General features: G+C 39.2%; 17 protein-coding genes. 6 read left to right on the top strand and 11 right to left on the bottom strand.

The annotated features are described in order from the left end of the window. Positions 1-45: 45 nt before the first annotated feature. The 11 genes from AXF23_RS04855 to AXF23_RS04805 form a co-directional block, all read right to left on the bottom strand. Positions 46-1,002, bottom strand: coding sequence for a vWA domain-containing protein (locus tag AXF23_RS04855; RefSeq protein ID WP_107624491.1), 957 nt, complete (start codon positions 1,000-1,002; stop codon positions 46-48). Positions 1,003-1,021: 19 nt separating this feature from the next. Further along, positions 1,022-2,065 carry a DUF4381 domain-containing protein gene (locus AXF23_RS04850; protein ID WP_107624490.1) on the bottom strand — a complete coding sequence of 348 codons (1,044 nt, stop codon included), beginning with the start codon at positions 2,063-2,065 and terminating at the stop codon, positions 1,022-1,024. Continuing rightward, the gene (locus tag AXF23_RS04845) at positions 2,062-2,934 is read right to left on the bottom strand and encodes a DUF58 domain-containing protein (RefSeq protein WP_107624489.1); all 873 of its coding nucleotides are present in this window, start codon (positions 2,932-2,934) and stop codon (positions 2,062-2,064) included. The genes AXF23_RS04850 and AXF23_RS04845 overlap by 4 nt, the downstream gene beginning before the upstream one ends. Before the next feature lie 51 nt (positions 2,935-2,985). Further along, complete coding sequence (locus tag AXF23_RS04840; protein WP_107624488.1) at positions 2,986-3,981, bottom strand: AAA family ATPase; 996 nt, start codon at positions 3,979-3,981, stop codon at positions 2,986-2,988. 191 nt (positions 3,982-4,172) lie between these two features. Beyond that, positions 4,173-5,642: an HU family DNA-binding protein gene (locus AXF23_RS04835; RefSeq protein ID WP_107624487.1), complete on the bottom strand. Its 1,470-nt coding sequence runs from the start codon at positions 5,640-5,642 to the stop codon at positions 4,173-4,175. Beyond that, positions 5,635-5,928, bottom strand: a complete 294-nt coding sequence (locus tag AXF23_RS04830; protein WP_089366165.1) for an HU family DNA-binding protein — start codon at positions 5,926-5,928, stop codon at positions 5,635-5,637. Before AXF23_RS04830 ends, AXF23_RS04835 begins: the two co-directional genes overlap by 8 nt. 49 nt (positions 5,929-5,977) lie before the next feature. Continuing rightward, positions 5,978-7,279 (bottom strand): 30S ribosomal protein S12 methylthiotransferase RimO, encoded by a 1,302-nt coding sequence (gene rimO / locus AXF23_RS04825; protein ID WP_009010654.1) that lies wholly within the window; start codon positions 7,277-7,279, stop codon positions 5,978-5,980. 100 nt (positions 7,280-7,379) lie between these two features. Further along, positions 7,380-8,330 carry a signal recognition particle-docking protein FtsY gene (gene ftsY / locus AXF23_RS04820; RefSeq protein WP_009010653.1) on the bottom strand — a complete coding sequence of 317 codons (951 nt, stop codon included), beginning with the start codon at positions 8,328-8,330 and terminating at the stop codon, positions 7,380-7,382. Between the two features lie 486 nt (positions 8,331-8,816). Next, positions 8,817-9,992, bottom strand: coding sequence for an MFS transporter (locus AXF23_RS04815; protein WP_107624486.1), 1,176 nt, complete (start codon positions 9,990-9,992; stop codon positions 8,817-8,819). A gap of 166 nt (positions 9,993-10,158) precedes the next feature. After that, entirely contained in the window at positions 10,159-10,977 is an 819-nt protein-coding gene (gene panB / locus AXF23_RS04810) for a 3-methyl-2-oxobutanoate hydroxymethyltransferase (protein ID WP_107624485.1), read from the bottom strand. A gap of 105 nt (positions 10,978-11,082) precedes the next feature. Beyond that, positions 11,083-11,706, bottom strand: a complete 624-nt coding sequence (locus AXF23_RS04805) for an HAD family hydrolase (protein WP_107624484.1) — start codon at positions 11,704-11,706, stop codon at positions 11,083-11,085. A 68-nt stretch (positions 11,707-11,774) separates the two neighbouring features. Here AXF23_RS04805 and AXF23_RS04800 point away from each other — a divergent pair, with 68 nt between their 5' ends. The 6 genes from AXF23_RS04800 (at position 11,775) to AXF23_RS04775 (ending at position 15,736) form a co-directional block, all read left to right on the top strand. Continuing rightward, positions 11,775-12,545 (top strand): RsiV family protein, encoded by a 771-nt coding sequence (locus AXF23_RS04800; protein WP_199222164.1) that lies wholly within the window; start codon positions 11,775-11,777, stop codon positions 12,543-12,545. Between the two features lie 42 nt (positions 12,546-12,587). Further along, the gene (gene rsmG, locus AXF23_RS04795) at positions 12,588-13,211 is read left to right on the top strand and encodes a 16S rRNA (guanine(527)-N(7))-methyltransferase RsmG (protein WP_009010647.1); all 624 of its coding nucleotides are present in this window, start codon (positions 12,588-12,590) and stop codon (positions 13,209-13,211) included. Between the two features lie 67 nt (positions 13,212-13,278). After that, on the top strand, positions 13,279-13,923 hold the full coding sequence (locus tag AXF23_RS04790) for an MBL fold metallo-hydrolase (RefSeq protein ID WP_107624483.1): 645 nt from the start codon (positions 13,279-13,281) through the stop codon (positions 13,921-13,923). A 25-nt stretch (positions 13,924-13,948) separates the two neighbouring features. Continuing rightward, positions 13,949-14,524, top strand: a complete 576-nt coding sequence (gene ruvC, locus AXF23_RS04785; RefSeq protein ID WP_009010645.1) for a crossover junction endodeoxyribonuclease RuvC — start codon at positions 13,949-13,951, stop codon at positions 14,522-14,524. Positions 14,525-14,644: 120 nt separating this feature from the next. Continuing rightward, positions 14,645-15,160: a hypothetical protein gene (locus AXF23_RS04780; RefSeq protein WP_199222163.1), complete on the top strand. Its 516-nt coding sequence runs from the start codon at positions 14,645-14,647 to the stop codon at positions 15,158-15,160. A gap of 30 nt (positions 15,161-15,190) precedes the next feature. Beyond that, positions 15,191-15,736: a hypothetical protein gene (locus AXF23_RS04775; RefSeq protein WP_009010643.1), complete on the top strand. Its 546-nt coding sequence runs from the start codon at positions 15,191-15,193 to the stop codon at positions 15,734-15,736. The last annotated feature ends 1,014 nt before the right edge of the window (positions 15,737-16,750 follow it).

Here is a 16,750-nt window from a genome sequence, read left to right as displayed (position 1 = left end):
CTTGTTATGCAATTGAACTACTATTGACATTACAAAGAGATAAACTTATGGTAATCGTCTAAAGACTGTCCAACGAAGTAATAGCTCAAAGCAAAAAAGTATCAATGCTAACCATGCAAAAGGCATATAAGCTTCATGTAGATGGTCATAAGACTTAACCTTCATCTTAGTCTTTTCAAGTTTATCAATATCTTGATAAATTTTAGATAACTCTGCCTGACTTTGTGCTCTATAGAATTCTCCATGTGTTGAAACGGCTATGTCCTGCAAAGTCTTATAGTCAATAGCACCTATATCCTCGCCTGTCTCTCTACCAAGACCAATCGTATAGACCCTGATACCGAATTTCTTAGCAATGGAAGCTGCTGTCATAGGAGAGATAGAACCAACATTATTACTACCATCAGTTAAAAGGATGACTATCTTACTCTTTGCCTTTGAGTCTTTCAAACGACTAACAGAATTCGCCAACCCCATACCAATAGCAGTACCATCTTGCATCAGTCCACTCGTAACTAAATCTGTACGCACGCCATGAAGAAGATTCAATAAGGCTGTATGATCAAGTGTCATTGGACATTGCGTGAAAGCTTCACCAGCAAATATCGTAAGTCCGATGTTATCATTTGGTCGACTATTAATAAACTCAGACGCTACTTCCTTAGCTACTTCCAAGCGATTAGGGAATACATCTTCTGTTAACATACTCGCAGAAACATCCATTGCCAGCATTATATCAATACCTTCCGTATCTTTATCATCCCATGTATTATAAGTCTGAGGGCGTGCCAATATTATAACCACCAAAGTATAAACAATACAACGCAAAACCATAGGAAGATGAATTAATCTTACCTTCCAACTCTTGGGAGCATGTTGATAAGCAAATGTATCGCTCATCCTCATGGTTGGCTCTTTACCTTTACCACGAAAGAAATACCATAAAATATATGGTATCAGTAATAGTAGCAAAAGTAGATATCCTGTATTGGCAAATTCCATTCCTTATATCATTTTTATATTACATTACGAGAGTATACACTTCTGACAATGTATAAAGAAGTACTACTACAGATGCAACGATTAACAACGCAATTGTAAGCTTTAGCATCTTACGTGAACGTTTATCTTTTATATCCTCTTTTGGTTCGCTTACAACTTCAACAGGTTCATTTATCTTCGTACTATCAATAAAATGCTCAATACTATTAAGATAATAATCCATATCATTCAAGTTAGTTGAATACTTAGCGAATTTAACCAAATCTACAGTTGTCAGTATCGCTCTTAAGTCGTCAACCTTCAATGTATCACACGTTTCTTTAAGAGAATCCAACATTTCTTGAGAAGTCATTTCCAATGCATTGATATTGAATCTCCGATAGATGTATGTCCTTAACACGTTTGTAACATCTGTATAATAATCCTTTTGTTCTTTATACATCTGTTTCTTTGTTGCAATCTCAGTAAGGTCGTGTTTCGCTTGTTTATAGAAAGATAAAGTCTTTGATTTCTTTGGTTTCCATCCTGACTTCTTATGACGAAGGATACGATAAAGATAGAATGCAACACCAAGAAATAGGATTATCAATAAGATAAAGATAAATACTGGTATCCACTCATGCCAAGAGAAAGAAACTTTCTGTATGTCATCTGGTGGCATTGGCATGTTCTTCACTGTATCTACAGGAATAGCTTGTACATTCAATACAACTTTCCCTGTCATCGTTGTAGCATCTCCTACAACTACTTTCTGTGCAGGAATTGTATAATGCTTAGCATCCCAGGCTGTTATAGTATATATCTTTCTTATTCTTAATTCGTTATTTACTTCTGTTGTATCGCTCTTAGTCTGGAGAACTTCCACTCCTGCTGCTATCTCCTTTTTATTATTGTATTCTGGGAAAGAAACCGTCTTACCCTTGGGTACATTTACAGTAATGTAATAGTGTGAACGTCCCCCAATTAATATCTGGGCAGAATCCACACTTGCCGTTACCTGTACCTGTGCATGACATATAACAGTCAGAATTAGCAATACAAATAGTATAATATATCTTTTCATCGATTTCTCTTTGCAAACAACGACATCAACATTTTAACATAATCATCATCCGTTGCTATCGCCACACTATCTACACGACTCTGGCTTAACGTATCATGTAGGCGTTTCTCACGCTCCATCCAATACCTTTTATGTTCCTTTCTTAAGCGCACATCATGTGTATCAACATACATCTCATGCCCAGTTTCAGCATCAATAACTTTCATTAATCCTATATCAGGCATATCCTTTGCACGAGGATCATATACTTGAATCGCAACGACATCGTGCTTCTTATTAGCAATTCGAAGTTCTTGACTAAAATCCTTACGCGTATAGAAATCACTAATAACAAATGCAGTGCAACGTCGCTTCATCACTTTATTAAGGTATTCAAGACCTACTCCTACATCTGTTTTCTTACTATTAGGTGTGAAAGTTAACATTTCACGAATAAGATAAAGGATGTGCTTACGCCCTTTCTTTGGAGCGATGTATTTCTCTATACGGTCTGAGAAGAATATAACACCAATCTTATCATTATTTTGAATAGCAGAAAAAGCTAAAATAGCAGCTATTTCTGTTGCACATTCTCGCTTTAACTGACCTAAAGTACCGAAATCAAGTGAGCCACTAACATCAATCAGCAACATCACTGTTAACTCACGTTCTTCTTCAAATACCTTTACATACGGACGATGGAAACGGCCTGTTACATTCCAATCAATATCTCTAACATCATCACCATACTGATACTCACGCACCTCAGAAAAAGCCATACCACGACCTTTAAAGGCAGAATGATACTGCCCAGCAAAGATATTCTGGCTTAGTCCTAAGGTCTTGATTTCTATCTTACGGACCTTCTTTAATAATTCAGTAGTCTCCATAAAAAAATGACGATAATGCTTTCTAAATACTTCTAAAGTCTAATATAGAGATTATGGCACTTGTACTTTATTAATAATTTCACTTATAATCTTCTCGGTAGTAAGGTCAGCAGCCTCAGCCTCGTATGATAGTCCTATTCTATGACGTAGCACATCATGAGCCATAGCACGCACGTCTTCAGGGACAACATAACCACGATGCTTAATAAAGGCGTATGCCCGACTTGCCTTTGCAAGATTAATACTTGCACGCGGACTACCTCCAAATGTCATCATTTGCTTCAATTCTGGTAACTGATAACGTTCTGGATAACGCGTAGCGAATACTATATCTGCAATATATTGCATTATCTTTTCATCAATATATACATCCTTAACAACACGACGTGCCTCAAGAATCTCATTGGCACTAACGACAGGATGCACAACAGGCATACTCTCTTGAAGGTTCTCACGTATAACAAGTTTCTCCTCTTCTATCGTAGGATAGTCTATAACAACCTTTAACATAAAGCGGTCTACTTGTGCCTCTGGCAGCATATAGGTTCCCTCCTGCTCTATTGGGTTCTGAGTTGCCATAACAAGGAAAGGGTTAGGAAGTTCAAAGGTAGACTCACCTATAGTAACTTGATGTTCTTGCATTGCTTCCAACAAAGCACTCTGAACTTTCGCTGGAGCTCGATTGATCTCATCTGCAAGCACAAAGTTAGCAAACACAGGACCTTTCTTTACATGAAAAGCCTCATCCTTTTGTGAGTATATCTGCGTACCAATAACATCTGCAGGTAAAAGGTCTGGAGTAAACTGAATTCGACTATAACGAGCATCTATGAGCTGTGATAACGTTTTAATTGCAAGCGTCTTTGCTAAACCTGGTACTCCTTCAAGGAGAATATGACCATCACTGAGCAGTGATATTAATAATGAATCTATCAGATGTTTTTGCCCAACAATGACTTGATTCATTCCCGTCGTCAAGTTGGTAACAAATGTACTCTGTCTTTCTATCCGCTCATTTAACTCTCTAATATCAATAGATTCTGCCATTATCTTACGAATTATTATTGTACTATTATATTCTTATTCTATTAGTCGCAAAAGTACAACATAAATGCGGATGAAGCGAAGAATAGTGTCTAAATTATATTAAAAAAGTCCTTAAAACATATTTTAAGGACTTTTTCTACATAATCACACCTGCGCAAGGTGGTTATAATTTTATATAAAACAACGAAACTTTACCTATTCCTATACTCGGGTCTTAATTCAACCTTAGGTACTTTCATTGTATCGCCAGCTTGCATTGTCTTACGACCATTAAGTACTTGGAAGTAACCAACCATATCTGCACCAAGCGTCTTGCGGCTATATTTCTCCATTGTTTCACCCTTCTTCAATACAACAATGCGGTCTATACCAACAATGTTATATGCTCCATAACGGATACGAGCATCATGGTTTAGTGCTGCAAACGACTCAGTATCAGATGTTTCTTTCTTTTCTAATACCTTCTTAGCTTTAGTCTTACTAACTGTATCTGCTGGAACCGTTTTCGTTCCAAGTGAAGGTTTATCTTCTTTCTTACTTGTTTGTTCCGCAACATCAGTCGAAGTTTTCCTTACTTCTTTATTACCTATTCGTGTCCAAAGGAAAATACCAAGACATACAATTACAAGGAAAGCTATCAGAGCAACCTTCTTTAATGTACCATTTGCAGAGCTCTCTTCATCACCATCATCATCATTTGACAGCTTTGAAGGCTCTTCCTGCTTAGAAAAATTTACAACATCTGCTACATTCTCGTCCTGCGAAGGTTCTTCTCTCTGTGGGGTTTCTACAACCACCTTGCTATCTTTCGATGATTCAAACTGTTTTGATTCTTCTCCAACTCCTTCATTAATAATCTTCGAAGGCACCTTTTGCTGTGACTGTTCTACAACAATCGGATTATCATTCAATGAAGGTTCTTTCTGTTCAGCTGGTTTCTTTGAATTAGTTTGTTCTACTTTGGAAACCTCCTCAGCCCATTTCACAGCAGCATCAACCGTCTCTTCTTGTAACACATCTTCGATTTCATCTTGTGTCGAAGGTTGTTCGAATACTGTCGAGAGATTTTTGTCTTTTATTAAAGAAGGTTCTTCATCAGCTTCATTTGAATGACTTACTGTGCCCAAGTTGTCTTCAATAACCTTCTCTACTGGCAGAGACTCTTTTTCTACATGCTGGTTCGTCTCTTTAGCAAGCTCCTTCTCTCTGTCTTTTTCCTCACTAATACTATCTGATTGTACATCTGTAATAGTAGTAGTTGAAGTTTCATTTGTTGCTTCAGACTTTACCTCTTCTGAACTATCCTCAACAGGAACACGTTCTAACTCTTCTGTATTAACACCATCATTAATAACAACAGTTTCAAACTGTGAGAATGGCTTGTTGACAAGTTCTTTCATGACAGCGTCAGGAGTGAACGTAATCTTATCATGACCTTCAATAAGTACACGCTCACCTGTATTAACGTTAACACTCTCACGAGGTTTAACGGATTGAACCTTAAAGGTACCAAGTCCTTTAATCTTAACTTGATTACCATTCTTCAGTTCCTCACTTACTATATTGAAAAAGGCTTCAACAAAAGTAGTCGCCTCTACAGCAGATAGGTTGAAATCCTTAGCCAATCCGTTAGCTATAAGTTGTATTGTCGTCTTAGCCATTTTCCGTACCTCCCTTTCTTACGTGTCCTTTTATTGTTGCTGCAGGTTTGAAATTAAGAACCAACTTAGGAGGAACCAACATACGCAAACCAGTAGAAGGATTGACCATCACACGCTCCAGTCGTTTCTTTACTTCAAACGTACCAAAACCAACCACAGGAACAGGCTCTCCTGATTCGAAGGACTTACCCATCAAATCAACAATAGCTTTCGCCATCTTTTGACTTTCATCCTGTGTGTATCCAGTCTTTGCTGCTAATGTAGCAATGAATTCTTTATTGTTCATCCTGTTTTCTCCCTATATTCAAATTCAGAATTATTAGCCTACTACCTTTTTACTCAACAACCTCACCAAAAAGGTCGAACTCATCGGAGTTTGTTATATGTACATTATAGAATTTACCAACTCGAAGAGATTTACCTTTGGATGATATCAAGACTTCTGGGTCTACTTCTGGCGAGCAGAACTCTGTTCGACCAATATAGTAATCACCTTCTTTACGGTCTATAATAACCTTAAAGGTCTTACCAACTTTTTCTTCTTCCAATTCTTCAGAAATACCTTGTTGAATAGCCATTAGCTCATCAAGGCGAGCCTGCTTAACATCCTCTGAGACATCATCTTTATAATGATTTGCACTATAGGTACCTTCTTCTTCCGAATAAGAAAAGGCTCCCATACGCTCAAAGCGAGCTTCGGTAACAAATTCTTTTAATTCTTCAAAGTCCTCATCTGTCTCACCAGGGAAACCAACAAGTAGCGTCGTACGAAGATGTATTCCTGGCACTCGACGCCGTATTTCTGCTATTAAATCGAGTGTTTCTTGCTTAGTAACATGCCTATGCATACGGTCAAGCATGTGATCAGAGATATGCTGAAAAGCTATATCTAAATATTTACAGACATTTGGTTTCTCTGCAATCACATCAAGCAGGTCGAGTGGGAATTGATTAGGATAAGCATAATGTAAGCGTATCCACTCTACTCCCTCTATATCAGCCATCCGAGAGATAAGCTCTGTAATATGATGCTTACCATCAAGGTCAACACCATAGTAAGTTAACTCCTGTTCTATTATCTGAAATTCCTTTACTCCTTCGGCTACAAGTCCTTTCACTTCCTCCAACACTTCCTCTACAGGACGTGAGCGATGCCGACCCGTTATCAAAGGAATAGCACAATAAGCACAATGCCGATCACAACCTTCAGCAATCTTGACATAAGCATAATGACGTGGTGTTGTTAGATGACGCACACCATTACATGCAGGCACATCAGCTTTCCCAAGATCTGTCAGCAGTTGTTTATAATTAAACTTACCATAGAACTTATCTACTTCTGGTAATTCTGCTTCAAGTTCATCTTTGTAACGCTGTGAGAGACAACCCATCACGTAAAGTCTATTGAGTTGTCCATTCTTCTTTCTATTGATAAATTCAAGGATTGTATTGATACTCTCCTCCTTTGCGGCTTCGATGAAACCGCACGTATTGATAACAGCAATCTCACCCTGTGGACGCTTTGAGTCATGCGTACAATGGTAGCCGTTTGCTTCAAATTGTTTCATGATAAGCTCTGAATCTACAAGATTCTTAGAGCATCCCATTGTAACTATATCTATCTGATTTTTCTTCATTTGTTCTTTGGTTTGGTGATGGGTGTCGTGGGGTAGGTGTTGATGAATTGTAGGAATATAATATCAATTCATCAACACCTAACATTTATCACCTAACACCCTATTTAAATAGGCTATCAACAAACTGCACCTTATCAAAGAGCTGCAAGTCTTCCATACCTTCACCTAAACCAATATATTTAACAGGAACCTTCAATTGGTCACTGATACCTATCACAACTCCACCCTTAGCGGTCCCATCGAGTTTTGTGATAGCAAGTGAGGTAATCTGTGTCACGGCAGCAAACTGGCGAGCCTGCTCAAAAGCGTTCTGACCTGTACTACCATCAAGTACCAAAAGTACCTCATGTGGAGCTTCAGGAACAACCTTCTTCATGACATCTTTAATTTTCTTCAGCTCGTTCATCAAGCCAATCTTATTATGCAAACGACCAGCTGTATCAATAATAACTACGTCAGCACCATTTGCCTTCGCACTTTGTAATGTATCAAAAGCCACACTTGCTGGGTCTGCTCCCATCTGCTGCTTCACCACTGGCACCCCTACACGGTCACCCCATATCTGAATCTGTTCAACAGCAGCAGCACGGAAGGTATCAGCTGCACCAAGATAGACTTTCTTACCAGCCTGCTTAAATTGCCAAGCAAGCTTACCTATCGTTGTGGTCTTACCAACACCATTTACTCCTACAACAAGTATTACGTATGGGTGTGTCCCTTCTGGTAGTGTCCATTCGCCATTGTCTCCTGTATTGTTTTCTGTCAGCAATGCGGTTATCTCGCTTTTGAGAATACCGTTCAGCTCGCTTGTTGAAACATACTTATCGCGAGCAACACGCTCTTCAATACGATGAATAATCTTGATAGTTGTGTCCACACCTACATCCGACGTAACAAGAATCTCTTCAAGGTCATCTAAGACTTCATCATCTACTTTTGACTTTCCTGCCACTGCACGTGCCAGTTTTGAGAACACATTTTCCTTTGTCTTCTCAAGTCCTTTGTCAAGTGTTTCTTTTTTCTTCTTACCGAATAAACCGAATAATCCCATATAATTAGCTAATTTGTTGCAAAGATAATAAAAAGTTGACGAAAAAGCAAATTTGCTTTACAACACAATGAAATTTAGTTTTATCCTACAAATATTTATGTTACAATTTAAGTTTTTTAGTCAAATTATAGTCATTCTTACGACAAGAACCAGCATCAGTGGTCACCTTCTATTGACATATTATTGTTCACCACTTATTGCACGAGGGCCTAACACCTTACTTTATGATGAAATATAAAGTAACATTCAATGGTTATTAGAAATACATTTTATTACTAAGGACAAAGGATACGGGTTTATTCAAAACTAAGTATTCACCTTTCTTCAGATAGTAATATACGCAAGTAAGCATTCCTTATACGCTAAGAAATGCTTACTTATCATACTATTAACAATCTTCATAATATATTTACTAAAAGTATCTTATCACACATGTTTATAACATACTAATAGTCAAATATATGATAACAAAGCTTTCAAGTAAATCTATCGATGTTTATGTTTTATATACCAACTATGAATGAATGTATCATAGAGTATCAAAGAGGCTGCTAAAATACCAAGGCAAACCCATAAGACAAGCGGTTGTTCAAGATGGAATAAACCGTAAGAAAGAACCAAGCCTATACCTATACCTGTTTCCCATGCAAGTAAGAAAGTACTCTGACTGGTTCCGCGCTGACAATGGTCAGACATCTTTATAAAGAAGAGTAAGAATCGGCTTCCTATTAATCCTACGCCCAATCCAATGAGAATAGGCACAACATAACTAACACTCTCCTGCCTGCGCGTTATCATCAATAGTACTGCAATACCAATAACTATCATCCCTGTCGTTGCTTCACTGCGGAGATCAGCATCAGCAAACACAAAACGCTCTGCAAGAATAGCAATCACAAAGCCCAACATCATCATCCCGTAAAAACGTGGAGTATGTTCAATGCTTAAAAGAACTCCTACTACAGATGTGACAAGGACTACATTGACAAAAAGCCAATGGCTCCCCTTTAATAGGAATCGGTCGAAAGAGAAGCGAGAATAGTCCTCACTTGGCATACGAAATGGGAACCTGATTAGATTGACAAAGACAAAGGCTACAAGTAGACAAATACATGACAAGATGAGTACAGAACCAAAGTTCATCGACTGATATACGTAGATTCCAGCCAGCGGACCAAGAGAGAGGGCAAAACGCCCAAACCATGTCGCTGCATGATTAGCTTCTGTTCTGTGTACAGCTTCTACTGTATCAATTATCAATGTACTAAGTAGCACCAGTTGCGAGAGTCCATAGAAGGCTCCTTGCATAAAACGAAGTCCTACGAGTAGCATGTAATCGAAGGAATTATAAGGTAGACTACTCAGATAATAAAGTACACCTGTAACGGCTAAGAGCAATAATATTGAAAGATTAAACACATTCTTGCGACGATAGCGTTGAACAAGATAGCCGGAAAGGCTACCGAACAGGTAGATTCCAATAAAGAACACTCCCATTACCAAAGCTATTTGCAATATTGAATATCCCCTAACCTCCATACGTAAAGGTATAGTAGCTACCAGCATATAGGAAGACATAACTAACAAGAGATTAGCCATTGCTAATAACCAAAAGTGCTTATTCCACAACCGAACATGAACGGGTATGTTTTGAGTATCCATACTATATTACCCAGAATTTATCGTTAATAAGTTATAACATGAAATATGTGACGCTTGCTTACATGGAGTTAAGCAAACAGAACAGTACTAACTTAACTTTTCTTTTCAGACTTATCTATTTAATAAATCATGACCTTTAATCATAAATTTTCCCTTTAATCAATTTTTAATATGACTCTGATTCTGAGGGGAAACTTACTTCTTTCACACATTTAATATACTCTTGTACGCCCTCTGTCATACATTTGTTCACATTCGCAAAATGGCGGAGAAACTTTGGCTTAAATCCTTGTGTCATACCAAGCGCATCTGCATAAACAAGGACCTGACCATCGGTACCATTCCCAGCACCTATACCTATCGTTGCAGCTTTGACCATTGAGGTCACTTTAGTAGCCAGAGCTGCAGGCACCTTCTCAAGAGTAATAGCACTAACACCTGCTGCGTCAAGGGCAAGCGCATCTTCTATTAGCTTCTCAGCCTCAGCTTCATCTTTTGCACGAAGACCATAACCACCAAACTTGTGGATGCTTTGAGGAGTAAGACCAAGGTGGCCTATAACAGGAATACCTGCTGCTACTATTCCTCTAACAGTGTCAGCAATCTCCTTACCCCCTTCCATCTTGAGCGCACCAGCACCTGTCTCTTTGATAATACGGATAGCATTACGAATTCCATCTTCACGACTCACTTGATAAGAACCAAATGGCATATCACAAACAACAAGGCAGCGCTGACACGCACGAACAACAGAACGTGCATGATAAATCATCTGATCAATGGTTATAGGCATAGTGTCTTGATTACCAGCCATCACGTTTGAGGCTGAGTCACCAACAAGGATGCTATCAATACCAGCAGCATCTATAATTCCTGCTGTCGTGAAATCGTATGCAGTCATCTGGGTTATCTTTTCGCCAGAAGCCTTCATTTCCAATAATGTCTTTGCTGTTACTTTCTTCTTATCTGTTGTTAAATATCCCATAATCTATCTTTCATTCAAACTCCAAGACTATTTGTCTGAATTTGCCAACCGTCATCAATACGCTCGAACATTGTTTTTTGTTTTGGGATGCAAAGTTACCTCTTTTTAATGGTCTGACAAAGTAAAACCATCATAATTACTAATTACCTCCTTTGTAAAGGGTTCTATCTCAGCGACAGAGTTGGTTGTTGCAAGCCCTATCACACGTGCTCCAGAGGCAATACCAGAACGTAAGCCGTTGAAACTATCCTCAAAAACAACACAGTCCTTAGGCGACACTCCAAAACGGGCAGCTGCCTTAAGATAGCAATCAGGAGATGGTTTACTCTCATCAAAGTCTTCTGAGGTGAGTATCTCGTCAAAATATCCCCTAAATTCTGGGTGCTGATTGTAAACATTCTGCATCTTCTCGAGATTAGAACTTGTCACAACCGCTGTCTTTATACCTTTACTTTTAAGTTTATCAATAAAAGTCTCAAAACCAAGTATATAGTTATAAGGCATGTGACGTTCGTACTCATTCAATAACTGAACAATCTCTTTTTGTGCATCAACATCATCAGCAAAGTATTTATCAAATATCTGCACCAATGTTTGACCCTTAATAATATACTCGAAGTTAGGCACATTAGGACGAAAGTTCTTCCCTATATTATTCCAAAACAACGTATATAAAGGTTCTGTATCAAATACTACTCCATCCAAATCAAACAGACATGCTTTTACCATAATTGCTCATTAATTATTAAATATATAATGCAAAGTTACAAAACTTTTCGTAACTTTGTAGCCTATATATGATGAAGAATTTATTTATAAGATTTGGGTTCTTAGCCATCCTATTGTTCTTGATGAGCAGTTGTGGGCATAAATCAACAACACCAAAGAGGTTGGATATACCCACAGGTGTGGTTTATGTAGATACCGTAGCTCATCCTTCAGAAGCTATACAATGTCATGTTCACGTTGAGTTTGCTTATCTTAAAGGGAACAAATACGCTGTTGTCAATGACTCTCTACTTAGGATGGGCCTTTTACAGCCAGACTATTTCGCTATTAATTATGATAAGCTTACGCCTCAAAAAGCCATCCCTAATTTTGTAAGGCAGTATATTAAAGACTATATAGAGATTGCACAGCTTATTCGCCAAAGGGAGAAAAGCAAGAGCCAGCTCATCGGTGAACTATCTATCAAGACTGAGCTGAGGGCTTCAATAGACAACTATGTAACTGCTCTCTCCCATATCTCCATTAATAATGGTAATGGACAATTAACGAAGTACACGATTGTTCGTAACTTCAACATCAAAGACGGACACGTTACCACACTCCAAGAACAATTCGGTAAAGACTATAAAGAGAAACTAACAAAGGAAATCATTGAGCGAATAGCCGACCAAGAAGACCTTGAGGAAGATGACCTTACAGGGCTACAAGCTAAAGGCTATTTTACAGGGATTGCCCCTTATCCTTCTGATAACTTCATCCTTACAGATGACTCTACGGTGTTCATCTATACTCCAGGTGAGATTAATCAGAAAGAGGTTAGGGTGGCTATCGACAATTAACTTGCTCTTTACTTTCCACCACACCTCCCATATACGAAGAATATGATTGAACTAATAAAGAAATATTTCCCCCATCTCTCTGCTAAACAGATAGAACAGTTCACAGCACTTGATGCACTCTATCATGATTGGAATAGTAAGATTAATGTCATCTCACGCAAAGACATTGATAATCTCTATGAGCATCACATCCTTCACTCACTTGCAATTGCCAAGTATATCACTTTCCGTGAGGGTACCAACGTGCTTGACTTTGGGACTGGTGGGGGCTTCCCTGGTATTCCTCTCGCTATTTTCTTCCCAGAAGCCAATTTCAAACTCATTGATGGAACAGGCAAGAAAGTAAGGGTAGCACAGGAAGTTGCTGATGCTATTGGGCTTGAGAATGTCCTTCCAGCACACTTGCGTGGAGAAGAGGAGAAAGGTAAGTTCGATTTCATTGTGTCACGTGCTGTTATGCCATTGCCCGACTTGATGAAGATTGTAAAGAAGAATATTGCACCCGATCAACACAATACATTGCCCAATGGTGTCATTGTTTTAAAAGGTGGAAACCTCAACGACGAATTGAAACCATACAAGAAGATTGTTGAGAAGACGGAACTCTCGCAATGGTTTGACGAAGAGTGGTTTAAGGAGAAATACCTCATTTACGTACCAGGATAACCCTCTGCGCACACTTGAAAGTGTTATACTACTCAATTATCACCATTTCTTATCCACATTATCACTTATGCTTAAAATCCAGACTTTCGAGGTTAATCCTCTTCAAGAGAACTGTTACGTAGTCAGCGATGAAACAAAAGAATGTGTCATCATAGACTGTGGCGCACTTACTGAAAGTGAACAAGACGCTATCATAGCGTATATAAAGAAAGAGGGACTCACTCCTGTTCATAATCTTGGTACTCACGGACATCTTGATCACCACTTTGGAGACGCCATCATCCTTGCTACTTATAATCTTCAACCAGAAGTTTCTGAGGGCGACGCAGTGTTTATGAACAATCCAAAGCAGGCTGCAGCGCAGATGCTTGGGATGGAATTAGACCATGACTTACCAGCTGGTAAGTTAAATCTAACCGAAGGGCAATTAATAGAATTCGGTTCTCATACCTTCAAAGTCATGCGTACTCCGGGACACTCTGGTGGTTCTGTATGTTTCTATTGTGCGGAAGAAGAGGTCTTGTTCACGGGTGACACATTATTTAAAGGGAGCATTGGCAGAACAGACTTCCCTGGTGGTAGTATGTTCCAGATTATCAGTAGTCTTCGAGAACTCGCACAGCTTCCCGACACAACAGTCGTTTATCCGGGCCACGGACCGCAGACCTCTATAGGTTTCGAGCTTGCTCACAACCCTTACATGGACCGATAAAACGGATATCAACCAATTCCTAAAAATGAAAGCAAGAAGTTCACAACCCGAAAAGATACTACTCGGTATCGACCCTGGCACAAATGTCATGGGTTATGGGGTGTTACGTGTCTGTGGGAATAAGGCTGAGCTTGTTGTTATGGGGGTCATTGACATGCGCAAGGAGAAAGATGTCTACCTCCGTTTAGGCAGGGTTTTCGAGCGTGTAACGGGTATTATAGACGAATACCTACCTGATGAGGTTGCTATCGAGGCGCCCTTCTTTGGAAAGAACGTACAGTCAATGCTTAAACTGGGACGTGCACAAGGGGTGGCCATTGCTGCAGCTATCAACCATGATGTACCTATACAGGAGTATGCACCACTGAAAATAAAGATGGCTATAACAGGTAATGGCTCCGCTTCTAAGGAACAAGTAGCTGGCATGCTACAAAAGCTTCTACATCTAAGGGACGACCAGATGCCCCATTTCATGGATGCTACTGATGCCGTTGCAGCTGCTTATTGCCATTTCCTTCAGATGAATAGACCGGCAACAGACGCTAAACATTATGGCTCTTGGAAAGATTTTGCACGCAAGAATGCGGACAGAATAAGGTAAACAGGAGCTTCACACTGGTTATAGCTACGTCAAAATATAGCTGTGCCTATAATACTCCAAAGACTTCAATAACGTCATAGACATAAAAGAAAACAACACAAGACTTTCAATATCAAGCGTATGAAAAATAAGATGATAGCCCTTTCCTTATTTCTTGCATCCGTTCTTACGGTTAATGCCCAGCAAGAACGTGTATCGAAGCAACTATATACAAGTGCGTATAAGATTGCTACTGACAGTAAAGAGGATGTCAACGTGCGCAAGGCTGCTTCCTTCAAAGTTGATGCAATCACCTATCTTAATACTCGTACACTGTCTGCTATCGTTGATACAACAAAGCAGTTATCTAACAAGGAGATTGCTCATCTCAACGCTCAACTTGACTCAATGGCATATTATATGCACGAATATGTCAATCTCTTTACAAAGGAGTATGCACGTGCCGACAAGCAAAAGCGAAAAGAACAGGTGCTTAAGATATTTCGTAATGCCAGCATCAACCATCCTCTCTATAATGATCCAGACAAGAGTCTTGTCTTAGTTTACCTCAATAGTGAGGACTATCTTACTCAATTCTCCCTTGATACTGACTGGATAGCAGCACTTGCAGAGGTGAAGAAGAAGTTGGCCCAGTAGTATAAAATCAATGTTTTAAGATACATAACAATGCAAGACGAACAATTAAAATACCCATTCGAGGAGAAATTCAAAGAAGACTTAACTACTTATCTACAAGGGAAAGACCTTGTAGACATGATGTTACCAGACATTGCCGACATGGAGGAGAAGTGGTTAGGGATTGCTGAAGCTTACTTACCAGACGGTATGCGAGAGTTTGCAGACTACCCTACTGTGTCTCTTGGATGGATGATGTACATCGGTATGGCCATTGCCAAGTATTGGGATGAGGATTGGGAGTTATATAATAAGGTGGAAAATCTATACATCTATCTGCGCGATCGCATTGACTACGACCACATGGACGACTACATCTGTGAGAAGGTATTGCTCCTTACTGCCGACGAGCACAAGACACTTGCAGATATGGTAGGTAAGTGTGCAGCACGAACAAATAGCTTGCTCCGTCATCTTCCGATTGCTCCTGGTAGTAAAGATGCCTTTCAAGCCTACTTGGCTGCTCTCCATCAGCTTTACTTCATGGGTGCAGCCATGCAACTAAAACGTATGGGTTATCACATGACAAAGATATAGTCATCGAACAAAACTTATCTTGTTCACCATAATGATAGTGCTGATTAATAAACACATTCATCCTAAATTAGCGATGGACAGCTTACTTAACATCAGCACTATGATACCCTTCCTACCCTTTTTTGTCCTTGTACGGAGGATTAGTATATGTTATGCAGAGACTCACCTCTCACAGAGCCAACAAACAAAACAGATACTCACTCGCACATGTATGTAAACTCACAGAGGGCCTTGTGACTGACAGAAGATAGCACACTTTCGCTAATAATAGTATTAACGTCTGTGATGTCTGTCGTGCGCAAGACCCTCTGCAAGTTCCACTCGTATGCAAAAACCAGTGTGATTCTATGAGAAAAAAAGTCGGTTTATTACCATTCCCAGTATATTAATATGAAAATAGTAATAACCACACCACTCTACAAAAGAGTTAACAACCTCGTAAAGAATCATTACATCACAACAAGATAATTGCCCTCTAAGAAAGGGTGTAACATCATCTACAAACGAGTTGATAACTCACAATAAATCAGCAAATTACACACTACGTTAAAGAAGACGCTTTTCTTGCTTCAAGAAGGGCGTCTTCTACATACAAGAAGGGCATGTTCTTGAATACAGACAGGCCTCTTCTATGAGCCTAAACAGCATGTGTTAGGTTCAAGAAGAGCGAAAAATGTTTACGAGCTGTAGAGGAGTTAGAGGAATGAAAGGGAGTAAAAGGAGTTAAGACAACACAATCCATCCTATCAACTTCAACCTTTTACATCTCGCTTGGAACTTCTTCCACTTACGAGGAAGAATATAAGGAGACTCGCTGGATACTACTATTTTTCATGGAGTAGAATGTAGACAAACTTGTTGAATACGACTTTCCATCACAGAACGGCATATAAATAGGAGCGTTGAATACGGTCCAAGGGAATATAATAGAGGGACAACAAATCACTGAATTACCTTTATTAGAGGCAATATCCACATAGTATTATCCCCTCAACAGCAGTCGTATAGGGATAA

Origin of the sequence: Prevotella sp. oral taxon 313 (assembly GCF_003043935.1) — a bacterium.
GTDB classification, from domain to species: domain Bacteria; phylum Bacteroidota; class Bacteroidia; order Bacteroidales; family Bacteroidaceae; genus Prevotella; species Prevotella jejuni.
The sequence above is the reverse complement of the archived record's forward strand: the minus strand, read 5'-3'. Positions and strand labels throughout refer to the sequence as shown.